This window comes from Pseudomonas rossensis, assembly GCF_039888995.1.
Lineage (GTDB): Bacteria > Pseudomonadota > Gammaproteobacteria > Pseudomonadales > Pseudomonadaceae > Aquipseudomonas > Aquipseudomonas rossensis.
In genome coordinates this window covers 44,077-55,812 of record NZ_JBBWCB010000024.1, presented here as the reverse complement: position 1 = coordinate 55,812, position 11,736 = coordinate 44,077, and the positions used below count along the sequence as shown (strand labels likewise).

Sequence of the window (11,736 nt, the reverse complement as noted above, 5' to 3'; positions counted from 1 at the left end):
TTGTATGTGTCATCGATTACGCGGATGCCATTGGTGGCCAGTTGCGCGACGGTGCGGCCCTTGACCGGCTGCACCGCGCCGAGACCGGTGGCGATGCCGAACAGCGACACGCCCAGCGCGTGGGCGGCGGCGGCGGCGGCCATCGCATTGGCAACGTTATGGGTGCCGAGCAGGTTCAGTTGAACGCGCTCCATACCTTCAGGAGTGTGCAGGTTGAACGCCGGGCAACCGCGAGCGTCGCGATCCAGATCACTGGCGTAGAAATCGGCGCTGACATTGCTCAGGGCGAAGGTCAGCACTTTGCGACCGGAAGCGCGGGTCTTCCAGATGTCGAACGCCTTGTCGTCAAGATTGAGAACGGCGACGCCATCGGCATCCAGCCCTTCAATAATCTCGCCCTTGGCTTCAACGATTTTTTCCGGTCCGCCGAACTCGCCGACGTGGGCGGTCCCGGCGTTGTTGAGCACGGCCACATGAGGCTTGGTCATGTCGACGGTGTAAGCAATTTCGCCGAGACGCGAAGCACCCAGCTCGATCACCGCTGCGGTATGTTCCGGCGCGAGCTCGAGCAGGGTCAGCGGAACGCCGAGATCATTGTTCAGGTTGCCACGGGTCGCCAACACCGGACCGCGCGTGCGCAGGATGCTGGCGAGCATTTCCTTGACCGTGGTCTTGCCGCTGGAACCGGTAATCGCTGCGACAGGATGGGTGTAAGCCGCACGGTTCAACGCGCCGAGTTGCCCCAGCGCCTGACGAGTATCTTTCACCAGCAACTGCGGCAGTGTGCTGTCGGCGACTTCGCGCTCGACCAACGCCGCTACGGCGCCTTTTGCGGCGACGTCATTGAGATAGTCATGGCCATCGAAACGCGGGCCGGTCAGGGCAATAAAGAGCTGGCCTGATTTGATCGCGCGGCTGTCGATGCTGACGCCGTCGAAGCTGGCATCGGCAGTGACCAAGCGGGCATTCAGCGCGCCGGTCAGCTCGCTCAGTTTCAGGGCTTTAAACATGGGCCACCTCCCACGCGGTCAAGGCGTGATCGGCCTCGACCAGATCGGAGAACGCGTGACGCTGGCCGTTGATTTCCTGATAGTCCTCGTGACCTTTACCGGCCAGGACAATCACGTCATCCGCCGAAGCGCTGGCGATCAATTGGGCAATCGCCTGGCCACGGCCAGCGACGAAGGTGACTTTATCCACAGCGGTAAAACCGGCGCGGATGTCGTCGAAGATCACTGCAGGGTCTTCGGTGCGCGGGTTGTCATCGGTCACCAGCACGCTGTCAGCCAGACGCTCGACCACTTCGGCCATGAGCGGGCGTTTGCCGCGATCGCGATCACCACCGCAACCGAACAGGCACAGCAAACGGCCTTTGGCATGAGGGCGCAGGGCCATCAAGACTTTTTCCAGTGCATCCGGGGTGTGGGCGTAATCGACCACCACCAGCGGCTGGGTGCCACCGCCAAGGCGCTGCATGCGGCCAGCCGGGCCTTCGAGTTTCGGCAACACTTTGAGGATTTCGTCCAGCGCGTAGTCCAGACCCAGCAAGGCGCCGACCGCGGCCAGCACGTTGCTAAGGTTGAAGCGACCGAGCAAGGTGCTGCGCAGATGATGCTCACCCTGCGGCGTGACCAACGTGGCGCGCACGCCTTCGTCATCGAACTGCGCTTCACGGCAATAAAGGTAGGCACTGGAGTCTTCCAGGCTGTAGGTGATCAAGCGCGATTCGCATTTTTCGGCGGCCAATTGCCGGCCGAAATCGTCGTCGAGGTTGACCACCCGGCACTTCAAATCATTCCAGGCAAACAGCTTGGCCTTGGCTTCACCATAGGCCTGCATGGTGCCGTGGTAATCCAGGTGATCGCGGGACAGGTTGGTCATCACCGCCACATCGAACGCCAGTGCGGTCACGCGGCCCTGATCCAGACCGTGGGAAGAAACTTCCATGGCGACGGCTTTGGCACCCGCCTTTTTCAGGTCGGCGAGGGTTGCCTGCACGGCGATCGGGTTCGGCGTGGTGTGCAAGCCGCTTTCGAGCGCGCCGTAAAAACCGGTGCCCAACGTGCCGACGATGCCGCAGTGCTGGCCGAGCAAATCCAATGCTTGCGCAACCAACTGCGTCACGCTGGTTTTGCCGTTGGTGCCGGTCACGCCGACCAGGTTCAGGTGACGACTAGGGTCACCGTAAAAACGCCCGGCGATGTCCGACAGCTGCGCCGCCAGGCCTTTGACTGGAATCAGCGGAACATCGGTAATCGGCAGTACCGTCGCGCCTTCGACTTCATACGCCACAGCGGCAGCGCCGCGTTGCAGGGCGTCGGCAATGTGCGCGCGACCGTCGAACTTGCCGCCAGGAACGGCGAGAAACAGATCGCCAGCCCGCACGTTGCGGCTGTCCAGGGTCAGTTCGCGGATCAACAGATCGCGGCCTGCGTGGGCGAATATCTTGTTCAGACTCAGAGACATCAGCCTCGCCCTCCATTGGCTTTCAGCGGAACGACCGGTGCTGCGTTCGCTTGTTGAGTAGGTGGCAGGTTGTCCGGGGTGATGTTCATCAGGCGCAAGGTCCCGGACATCACTTTGCTGAACACCGGCGCCGAGACCAGACCACCGAAGTAACCGGCCTTGGTCGGCTCATCGATCACCACCACGATGGCGTAACGCGGATCGCTCATCGGGCCGAAGCCTGCGAACAGCGAACGGTAGGAATTCTCGGCGTAGCCCTTGGTGCCGACCGACGTTTTACGCGCGGTACCCGACTTGCCGCCCACGTGATACGCCGGCACTTGCGCACGGAATACACCGCGCGGGGCTTCGATCACTTGTTGCAGCATGGTTTGCATGGTTTTCGCGACAGCTTCCGGCAATACCTGTGTGGTTTGCGGCGCCTTGTCGGTTTTGATCAGGGTAAGCGGCGCGAGGCGACCATTGTTGGCCAGGGCCGAGAAGGCGTGGACCAACTGGATCGCGGTCACCGAGATACCGTAGCCGTACGACAACGTGGCGGTTTCAGCCTTGCGCCATTCGCGGTAGTTCGGGAGGTTGCCGACGCGCTCGCCCGGGAAGCCCAGGCCGGTGTCCTGGCCGAGGCCGACTTTTTGCGCCAGACGGAAAATCGTTTCGCCGCCGATATCGAAGGCGACCTTACTCATGCCGACGTTACTGGAGTTGATCAGAATGCCAGTCAGGTCGAGCACCGGACCTTCGCTCTTGGATACGTCCTTGATGGTGTATTTACCGATCTGCAAGGTGCCCGGGTACACCTCAACGGTATCGGTCGGCTTCCAGCGCCCGGTTTCAATCGCGGCGCTCATGGAAATCGCTTTCATGGTCGAACCCGGTTCGAACACGTCGATCATCGCGCGGTTGCGCATCATCGCCGGTTGCAGGTTGCGACGGTTGTTCGGGTTGTAGGTCGGCTGGTTGACCATGGCGAGGATCTCGCCGCTCTTCACGTCCATGATCACCAGGCTGCCGGCCTTGGCGCCGTTCTCGATGATCGCGTTACGCAGTTCACGGTTGGCCAGGTATTGCAGACGCAGGTCAATGGACAACGCCAAGGGCTTTCCGGCCTTGGCGTTTTTGGTGACCTGAACATCCTTGATAAGTCGGCCACGCCGATCCTTGATCACCTGCCGCTTGCCGGGGACCCCGGCCAGCCATTCGTCGTAGGCCAGCTCGACGCCTTCACGACCGTGGTCATCGATGTCGGTAAAACCGACCATATGGGCAGTGACTTCACCGGCCGGGTAGAAACGCCGGAATTCTTCGATGCCATAAACGCCCGGTACTTTCAGATCGAGCACGGACTGGCCCTGCTCGGGGGTCAGCCCGCGCACCAGATAAATGAATTCTTTGTTGGCCTGGGCCTCGAGACGTTCGGCCAGAGCTTTCGGGGCCTGCCCCAAGGCAGCCGCCAGTGCAGGCCACTTCTCTTTGGCCGTTTGCATTTCTTTGGCATTGGCCCAAAGGGTGGTGACCGGGGTACTCACGGCCAAAGGCTCGCCGTTACGGTCGGTGATCAGACCACGGTGAGCCGGAATAGGAATATGACGAACACTGCGCGCATCGCCCTGACCTTTAAGAAAGGCACGGTCGACTACTTGCAGATCGATAATGCGCCAGGCAATCGCCGCGACCATGACGCCGAGCAAACCCAGCACCAGGCGGAACCGCCATGGAAAGAGTGCACCCTCGAGTTTCATCATGGCGCCACCATCTGCACTTCAGCTGCGCCTGGAATGCGCATCTTCAGTTGCTCGGTCGCCAGGACTTCGATACGGCTGTGGGCGGTCCAGGTGCTCTGTTCGAGAATCAAACGGCCCCACTCCGCTTGCGCCTTGTCGCGCACGCTCAACTCGTTGTACAGGGAGTTCAGCAGTTGACGGTTCCAGTGGGCGCTGTAGGAAACGCCGATGGCCGACACGAGCACGCCAATAAACAGCAGAAACATGAAAAAGCTTCCGCCGGGAAGTGGCTTGGCGAAAAGCTTGCTCACCGCAGCTTCTCCGCGACGCGCATGACGGCGCTACGGGAACGTGGGTTGGCTTTTAGTTCGGCCTCGGAGGCGGACTGTGCTTTGCCATGGATTTTGATTATTGGTTCGAAGGCGACGTGACGTACCGGCAGGTTGCGCGGCAGGTTGTCGGCTTCGCCTTTCACCAGTTTGCGCATGAACAGTTTGACGATGCGGTCTTCCAGCGAGTGGAAGCTGATGACGACCAGACGGCCGCCGACTTCCAGGCATTCCAGCGCGGCTTCAAGGCCGGCTTCCAGATCACCCAGTTCGTTGTTGACGTGAATACGCAAGCCCTGGAACGCACGGGTCGCCGGGTTTTTGCCCTTTTCCCATGCAGGGTTGGCGACTTTCAGGACTTCAGCCAGATCGGCAGTGCGCTCGAACGGCTTGATGTCGCGACGCTCGGCCACGGCACGGGCCATGCGGCCGGAGAAACGTTCTTCGCCGTATTGCTTGAACACCCGCGCGATTTCTTCCACGGGGGCGGTGTTGACGAATTCGGCAGCGCTGATCCCGCGGGACGGATCCATGCGCATGTCCAGCGGGCCATCATTGAGAAAACTGAAGCCGCGCTCAGGGTCGTCGAGCTGCGGCGAGGACACGCCGAGGTCGAGCAAAACGCCGCTGACCTTGCCGTCCAGACCACGTTCGGCGACTTCCGAACCGAGCTCGGCAAAGCTGCGCTGCACAACGACAAAGCGGCCGTCTTCGGCCGCTAGCGTTTGCCCGGTGGCAATCGCTTGAGGATCTTTATCGAATCCGAGCACCCGACCATCGGGACCGAGCTGGCTGAGGATCAACCGGCTGTGTCCGCCGCGCCCGAACGTACCGTCCAGATAGCAGCCATCAGGACGTACGGCGAGAGCCTCCACGGCTTCGTCAAGCAGTACGGTGATGTGGTTAAAGCCGCTATCAATAGTCACAGGATCAAATCACGCAGTTCATCAGGCATGGCGCCCGGTTGTTGAATGGCAGCCAGGTCAGCGGCAGAAACCGCATCCCAGGCATCCTCGTCCCACAATTGGAACTTGTTCAGTTGGCCTACCAACATCGCGCGTTTATCCAACTTGGCATATTCACGAAGACGCGGCGGAACCAGAAAACGACCACTGCCATCGAGCTCGAGGTCGACGGCATTACCAATCAGTAAACGTTGCAGGCGGCGGTTCTCTTCGCGAAGCGAAGGCAGTGCGCGCAGTTTGGTTTCAATAATTTCCCACTCATCGAGGGGGTAAACACACAAACACGGATCAACGGCATCAATTGTGACGATTAACTGACCGGAACTACGCGAAACGAGCTCGTCACGGTACCGGCTCGGCATAGCGAGACGGCCCTTTGCGTCGAGACTGATAGCGTTAGCTCCGCGAAACACGTCAGCGCTTCTCCAAATATTAGCGTTTTGAGCTCAAAAAAACCCACTTCATGCCACTTTCCGCCACTTGCGCACACTATAGGAATGCGGCCACCGCACCGTCAAGGCGCGGATTAAAGGAAAACCCTTACAGAACTGAGATTTAGGAGCGTAAAAGGAGGGGTAGCGAGAATCTGACGTGTCATCCTGCTCAATAACTTGAATCAGCACTGAAGGCTGCGTTCGAAAGTTAAAGTAATTTGTTAAGAGTAAGATTTTTTCGGTATTAGGAAAGTGCTTCTGCTGTTGATTCTGTAAGGAGGGAAATTGCTACTACAGGCGCCCTGCTCAATGATTAAAGCAGGGAGGGGGAAAAAGGTGGAGAGTCGATCTGTAAGCCGGGTTCTGTCTTGAACAGTCATTCGTCTACGATGGCCATCACTGGACATCTTTAGCAACCTACCCGGTCCCAGCGCGGGCCACGCCTTGGGACCCTATTTGGTCTTGCTCCAAGTGGGGTTTACCTAGCCACGAACTGTTGCCAGACGTGCGGTGCGCTCTTACCGCACCTTTTCACCCTTACCGGCGCCGAAGCGCTTAGGCGGTTATTTTCTGTGGCACTTTCCGTAGGCTCACGCCTCCCAGGCATTACCTGGCACTTCGCCCTATGGAGCCCGGACTTTCCTCCCCCCCCTAATTTTCATAGAGGGCAGCGACTGTCCGATCGACTCTCCGCCGCGAAGATTAACGGCAGAGCGGCCGAAGGACAAGCGCTAAACGCCTTGGGCTACGCCTGCACGTCGGTTTTTACTCACCCTTCTGTTTATCCAGCGCGACCTGATACAGCACATTCTTGCGCTCGCCGGTAATTTGCGCCGCCAACGCCGCGGCTCGCTTGAGCGGCATTTCTTCAAGCAACAGATTCAGAATGCGCATTGCTTCACTGCTGACGGCGTCCTCGGTCTCGGGGGCAGACCAACCCGCCACCAACACCACGCACTCACCGCGCTGCTGATTGCTGTCTGACTCGACGAACTCGCGCAACTCAGCCAGCGGCAAGCCTTTAAGGGTTTCGAAAGTCTTGGTCAGCTCGCGCGCCAGCAACGCCGGACGCTCACCACCAAACACCAACTCCATGTCTTGAAGGCACTCAAGGATCCGGTGTGGGGCTTCATAAAAAATCAGCGTGCGCGGCTCTTCCTTTACCAACTCAAGACGGGCGCGCCGACCGACAGCCTTGGCCGGCAGGAAGCCTTCGAAGATGAAACGGTCCGACGGCAACCCCGCCGCCGACAACGCTGCGATCAACGCGCAGGCGCCCGGAACCGGCACCACATTGATACCCGCAGCACGCGCCTGACGCACGAGGTGATAACCAGGATCGGAAATCAACGGCGTACCGGCATCTGAAATCAGCGCCACATCGTCGCCGGCGAGCAAGCGGGTGATAAAGCGGCTACCTTCATCCCGCTCATTGTGTTCATGACAGGCCGCCAGCGGTGTAGGAATGCCGAAATGCTGCATCAATCGCTGTGAGTGACGGGTATCTTCGGCGGCGATCAGGGCGACCTCGCGCAGGATTTTCAGCGCACGCGCACTGATGTCGTCCAGGTTGCCGATGGGCGTCGCCACCACATAAAGCGAGCCAGCAGCGGAATTCAAAGCACCTGGAGCAGTCAAAGCGCACACCTCATGATCGGTAAAAGCCGCCATTGTAGCGCGTCGTGACGTTCGCGATACGCGCAAGCAACCCTCGGTTTTGCGCCCTTTTGTGCAGTGCCGCAACATTTGCACGAGCTAAATTGATCGATTCACACCAGTAACATCGCGCCCCGGCCAGTGCTTGGGTACAATTCCACGCTAATTTGATCGAGTATCAGGAACACTTACATGATCGCTTGCCTGCGGCTGCTCACTGCCCTCTGCCTCGCTGCCTTGCTGGCGGCTTGCGCCAGCTCGCCCTCCTCCAGCCTTGGCGAACTTCCACGGACCCCGGATGCCAGTATCGAGCAATTGCTCGCACAGGCCGCCCAAAGCAAAGACCCGGAAAAAGCCTCCCTGTTGCGCCTGAGCGCGGCAGACCTGGCCTATCGTCAGGGGAATGCCGGCCAGTCCGCGCAAATCCTGCAACAAGTCCCCGTCGAAACCCTCAAGCCTGGCCAACAGGTTTTCGCCAGTACCCTGGCGGCGGAACTGGCCATGGTTCGCAATCAGCCCAAAGCGGCGCTGACAGCTTTGAGTCATCCGAGCCTGCAACGCCTGAGCGAACTGCCGGTTGAGCAACAGGTTCGCACCGGCACTGTTCATGCCCGCGCCCTTGAAGCCGATGGCCAGACGCTGGCCGCCGCACGGGAGCGCATCTTCATCGCGCCAATGCTTGAAGGTGAAGCCGCCAGCAAAAACCACGAAGCGATCTGGACCCTGATCGCCTCGCTGCCGACCGACCAGTTGCAGCCAACCGCCACCGACGACCTCGGCGGCTGGATGGGCCTGGCGCTGGCGGTGAAAACTGCCGGCACCCTGGAACAGCAGCAAGCAGCGATTGACAACTGGCGCGCACAGAATCCAAAGCACCCGGCCGCCATTCAATTGCCGCTGCCACTGACCAAGCTCAAGGAACTGGCCAGCCAGCCCCTGAGCAAAATCGCCCTGCTGCTGCCTCAAGACGGCCCGCTGGCGTCGGTCGGCAAAGCACTGCGCGAAGGTTTCATGGCTGCTCACTACCAGGCCCAACAAGCCGGGCAGAAGCCGCCAGCCATCGAGTTCTATGACAGCTCGCGCCTGACGTCCCTCGACGAGTTCTATCGCAAGGCTCAGGCCGACGGCGTGCAACTGGTCGTCGGCCCGCTGGAGAAACCGCTGGTCAAACAGCTCAGCGCTCGCCCGCAACTGCCGATCACCACCCTGGCGCTGAATTACAGCGAAGGCGCACAAGGTCCGGCCCAGCTGTTTCAGTTCGGTCTTGCGGCTGAAGACGAAGCCCGTGAAGTGTCCCGCCGTGCTCGCGCCGATGGCCTGCATCGCGCAGCCATCATGGTGCCGAAAGGCGAATGGGGCGATCGCGTCTTGAGAGCATTCAGCCAGGATTGGCAGGCTAACGGTGGCAGCATCGTCGCCACCGAGCGCGTCGACCAACCAGTTCAACTGGCACAACAGATTGCCGACATGTTCCAGCTGCGTCAGAGCGAAGGTCGCGCCAAGAGCCTGCAAAGCACCGTTGGCGGGCAGGTAGCCGCCCAGCCTTCGCGTCGCCAGGACATCGAGTTCATCTTCCTGGCCGCAACACCTCAACAAGCCCAGCAGATCAAGCCGACCCTGAACTTCCAGTACGCCGGCGACGTGCCGGTTTATGCCACCTCCCACGTGTTCAGCGCCAGCGGCGATGTGAACCAGTACAACGACATGAACGGCATTCGCTTCTGCGAAACCCCATGGTTGCTGGAGGCCAACGATCCACTGCGCAAACAAGTGACCGCTCAGTGGCCGCAAGCTGCTGGCAGCCTGGGCCGTCTGTACGCAATGGGTGTCGATGCCTATCGACTGGCACCACGCCTGGGGCAACTCAAGGCTCTGCCGGACAGCCGCATCGAAGGTCAATCGGGCAGCCTGGGCATGACTCAGAACCAACGTGTGGTCCGCCAATTGCCGTGGGCACAGTTCGTCAGCGGCCAGGTTCAACGCCTGCCGGACACCCCACGCTGATGCCCGACAGGTCACGCCAGCAAAGCGGTAAAGATGCCGAGCGCCATGCGCTCGAGCATCTTCAAAAACAAGGTCTGCGCCTGCTGGCGCAGAACTGGTTGTGTAAACGCGGCGAGCTTGATCTGGTCATGCTTGATGGCGATACAGTAGTATTCGTTGAAGTCCGCTACAGAAAAAACACTCAATGGGGTGGCGCGCTCGGTAGCATCGATGAGCGCAAACGGCAGAAACTGATAGTTGCCGCGCAGTATTTTCTTCAGCGCGAGTCGCGTTGGGCCAATTCCCCTTGCCGTTTCGACGTGGTTGCCATCGACAGCAACCTCGATCAGTTGAACTGGTTGCAGAATGCCTTCGACAGCTGATCGCGTGCGCCCCGAACCGGACACTTTCACCCAACACTTTTGCTCTTTGCTTTGCGGGCTGCACATTCATGTGCCGAGTAGCCGCGCTAATTAAGGTCACACAGATGGACATGCAATCCCGAATTCGCCAGCTTTTTCAGGCCAGTATCGATACCAAGCAAATGGCGATGGACGTACTTGCACCGCACATCGAGCAAGCCAGCCAGGTGATGGTCAACGCCCTGCTCAACGAAGGTAAAATGCTGTCCTGCGGCAACGGCGGCTCTGCCGGTGATGCCCAGCACTTCTCATCCGAGCTGCTCAACCGTTTCGAGCGCGAGCGCCCGAGCCTGCCAGCGATTGCGCTGACCACCGACAGCTCGACGATCACCTCGATCGCCAACGACTACAGCTACAACGAAATCTTCTCCAAACAGATCCGCGCCCTCGGCCAGCCGGGTGATGTGTTGCTGGCGATTTCCACCAGCGGCAACTCGGCAAACATTATTCAAGCGATCCAGGCCGCACATGATCGCGAAATGATTGTCGTAGCATTGACCGGTCGTGATGGCGGCGGCATGGCGTCGCTGCTATTGCCCGAGGACGTCGAGATTCGCGTACCGGCCAACGTCACCGCACGTATTCAGGAAGTCCACCTGCTGGCGATCCATTGCCTTTGCGATTTGATCGACAGCCAACTGTTCGGGAGTGAAGAATGACCCCTAATCGCCTAGGCCTTCTGGCCTTGACCCTGTGCCTCGGCATCAGCGGCTGCACCTCGGTGGTTAACGCCAGCCGTGAAGCACCGATTGAAGATGACCGCGGAACCCGCACCTTCGGCAGCAAGATCGACGACTCTCTGATCGACACCAAGGTCGGCGTGAACATTGCCAAGGCCGATCCAGCCCTGGATAACGACTCGCACATCGTCGTCACCAGCTTCAATGGCGTCGTGCTGCTCGCCGGGCAAACCCCGCGTGCCGACCTCAAGGCCAAGGCCGAACAGGCCGCTGCGGCTGTTCAGCGGGTGAAGACAGTCCACAACGAACTGCAAGTCCTGCCACCTTCCGGCTTCCTTGCCCGCCAGAACGACACTTGGCTGACCTCCAAGATCAAGACCCAGATGCTCACCGATCCGAACATTCCGGGCTCGCGCATCAAGGTTGTCACCGAGAACGGCATCGTCTACCTGCTGGGCCTGCTGACCAAGCAGGAAGCTGCCCAAGCCACCAACCTGGTGCAAGGCGTTTCCGGGGTGCAGAAGATCGTGAAGTTGTTCGAATACATCGATTGATACCAGCAGGAGCACGGCTGGCGATGGTGTTCTTGAGGCCGCCATTGCGAGCAAGCTCGCTCCCACAGGGCACAAAAAAGGCGATCCATCCGGATCGCCTTTTTTATTACTTCACCACCTTCAAACTGGGTCGACCGCTGGGACGCGGCGGCTCGCTGTCGGGTGGCGGAATGTCGTCATCCGGCTCGATCTCTTCCTCGTCTTCCATAGGCGATTCCAGATCGAACACCATGCCCTGACCGTTCTCCCGGGCGTAAATGCCCAGGATCGATGCGATAGGCACATACAGGGTGTGCGGCACGCCACCGAAGCGCCCTTCGAAGCTAACCGCCTCGTTGTCCATGTGCAGATGACGCACGGCTGCCGGCGATACGTTCAGGACAATCTGTCCGTCACTGGCAAAACCCTGAGGCACCTGCACCGACGGATACTCGGAATTGACCAGCATGTGCGGGGTGCAATCGTTGTCCACAATCCACTCGTAGAGCGCGCGGACCAGATAAGGTCGACTGGAGTTCATAGCGGC

General features: G+C 59.8%; 12 protein-coding genes and 1 other RNA gene. 4 read left to right on the top strand and 9 right to left on the bottom strand.

From position 1 onward, the window contains the following. The 8 genes from WLY71_RS09445 to rsmI all read right to left on the bottom strand — a co-directional run. Window positions 1–1,010: UDP-N-acetylmuramoyl-tripeptide--D-alanyl-D-alanine ligase (locus WLY71_RS09445; RefSeq protein ID WP_347803349.1), on the bottom strand; the 1,010-nt coding region annotated here is incomplete at its 3' end. Then, window positions 1,003–2,466, bottom strand: coding sequence for a UDP-N-acetylmuramoyl-L-alanyl-D-glutamate--2,6-diaminopimelate ligase (locus WLY71_RS09440; RefSeq protein WP_347803348.1), 1,464 nt, complete (start codon window positions 2,464–2,466; stop codon window positions 1,003–1,005). The genes WLY71_RS09440 and WLY71_RS09445, both read right to left, overlap by 8 nt. Beyond that, window positions 2,466–4,205 (bottom strand): peptidoglycan D,D-transpeptidase FtsI family protein, encoded by a 1,740-nt coding sequence (locus tag WLY71_RS09435; RefSeq protein WP_347803351.1) that lies wholly within the window; start codon window positions 4,203–4,205, stop codon window positions 2,466–2,468. Before WLY71_RS09435 ends, WLY71_RS09440 begins: the two co-directional genes overlap by 1 nt. Further along, entirely contained in the window at window positions 4,205–4,498 is a 294-nt protein-coding gene (gene ftsL / locus WLY71_RS09430; RefSeq protein ID WP_033053422.1) for a cell division protein FtsL, read from the bottom strand. The genes WLY71_RS09435 and ftsL overlap by 1 nt, the downstream gene beginning before the upstream one ends. Beyond that, window positions 4,495–5,442, bottom strand: a complete 948-nt coding sequence (rsmH, locus tag WLY71_RS09425; RefSeq protein WP_046048256.1) for a 16S rRNA (cytosine(1402)-N(4))-methyltransferase RsmH — start codon at window positions 5,440–5,442, stop codon at window positions 4,495–4,497. The genes ftsL and rsmH overlap by 4 nt, the downstream gene beginning before the upstream one ends. Then, a complete protein-coding gene (mraZ, locus tag WLY71_RS09420; RefSeq protein ID WP_008147486.1) occupies window positions 5,439–5,894 on the bottom strand; it encodes a division/cell wall cluster transcriptional repressor MraZ in 456 nt (151 codons plus the stop codon). Before mraZ ends, rsmH begins: the two co-directional genes overlap by 4 nt. Window positions 5,895–6,251: 357 nt before the next feature. After that, an RNA gene (gene rnpB / locus WLY71_RS09415) (RNase P RNA component class A) lies at window positions 6,252–6,605 on the bottom strand. Between the two features lie 75 nt (window positions 6,606–6,680). Continuing rightward, window positions 6,681–7,586 (bottom strand): 16S rRNA (cytidine(1402)-2'-O)-methyltransferase, encoded by a 906-nt coding sequence (gene rsmI, locus WLY71_RS09410; protein WP_161990822.1) that lies wholly within the window; start codon window positions 7,584–7,586, stop codon window positions 6,681–6,683. Between the two features lie 177 nt (window positions 7,587–7,763). On the opposite strand from rsmI, the gene WLY71_RS09405 reads away from it, so the two are divergent. The 4 genes from WLY71_RS09405 to WLY71_RS09390 all read left to right on the top strand — a co-directional run bounded on the left by WLY71_RS09405 (window position 7,764) and on the right by WLY71_RS09390 (window position 11,210). Further along, on the top strand, window positions 7,764–9,575 hold the full coding sequence (locus WLY71_RS09405) for a penicillin-binding protein activator (RefSeq protein ID WP_347803347.1): 1,812 nt from the start codon (window positions 7,764–7,766) through the stop codon (window positions 9,573–9,575). Then, window positions 9,575–9,937 (top strand): YraN family protein, encoded by a 363-nt coding sequence (locus tag WLY71_RS09400; RefSeq protein WP_347803350.1) that lies wholly within the window; start codon window positions 9,575–9,577, stop codon window positions 9,935–9,937. The genes WLY71_RS09405 and WLY71_RS09400 overlap by 1 nt, the downstream gene beginning before the upstream one ends. Before the next feature lie 104 nt (window positions 9,938–10,041). Further along, window positions 10,042–10,635, top strand: coding sequence for a phosphoheptose isomerase (locus tag WLY71_RS09395; protein ID WP_008025961.1), 594 nt, complete (start codon window positions 10,042–10,044; stop codon window positions 10,633–10,635). Beyond that, complete coding sequence (locus WLY71_RS09390; protein WP_008147477.1) at window positions 10,632–11,210, top strand: BON domain-containing protein; 579 nt, start codon at window positions 10,632–10,634, stop codon at window positions 11,208–11,210. Before WLY71_RS09395 ends, WLY71_RS09390 begins: the two co-directional genes overlap by 4 nt. A gap of 106 nt (window positions 11,211–11,316) precedes the next feature. Here the strand turns inward: WLY71_RS09390 and WLY71_RS09385 are convergent, their stop codons facing one another. Further along, the gene (locus WLY71_RS09385; RefSeq protein WP_008155980.1) at window positions 11,317–11,730 is read right to left on the bottom strand and encodes a ClpXP protease specificity-enhancing factor; all 414 of its coding nucleotides are present in this window, start codon (window positions 11,728–11,730) and stop codon (window positions 11,317–11,319) included. Window positions 11,731–11,736: the final 6 nt, after the last annotated feature.

What these genes read in the sequence shown, in the direction of transcription:
- WLY71_RS09440 (WP_347803348.1), bottom strand. Translation starts at nt 2,466, where the DNA reads ATGTCTCTGAGTCTGAACAAGATATTCGCCCACGCAGGCCGCGATCTG.
- WLY71_RS09435 (WP_347803351.1), bottom strand. Translation starts at nt 4,205, where the DNA reads ATGAAACTCGAGGGTGCACTCTTTCCATGGCGGTTCCGCCTGGTGCTG.
- rsmI (WP_161990822.1), bottom strand. Translation starts at nt 7,586, where the DNA reads ATGGCGGCTTTTACCGATCATGAGGTGTGCGCTTTGACTGCTCCAGGT.
- WLY71_RS09405 (WP_347803347.1), top strand. Translation starts at nt 7,764, where the DNA reads ATGATCGCTTGCCTGCGGCTGCTCACTGCCCTCTGCCTCGCTGCCTTG.
- WLY71_RS09400 (WP_347803350.1), top strand. Translation starts at nt 9,575, where the DNA reads ATGCCCGACAGGTCACGCCAGCAAAGCGGTAAAGATGCCGAGCGCCAT.
- WLY71_RS09395 (WP_008025961.1), top strand. Translation starts at nt 10,042, where the DNA reads ATGGACATGCAATCCCGAATTCGCCAGCTTTTTCAGGCCAGTATCGAT.
- WLY71_RS09390 (WP_008147477.1), top strand. Translation starts at nt 10,632, where the DNA reads ATGACCCCTAATCGCCTAGGCCTTCTGGCCTTGACCCTGTGCCTCGGC.
- WLY71_RS09385 (WP_008155980.1), bottom strand. Translation starts at nt 11,730, where the DNA reads ATGAACTCCAGTCGACCTTATCTGGTCCGCGCGCTCTACGAGTGGATT.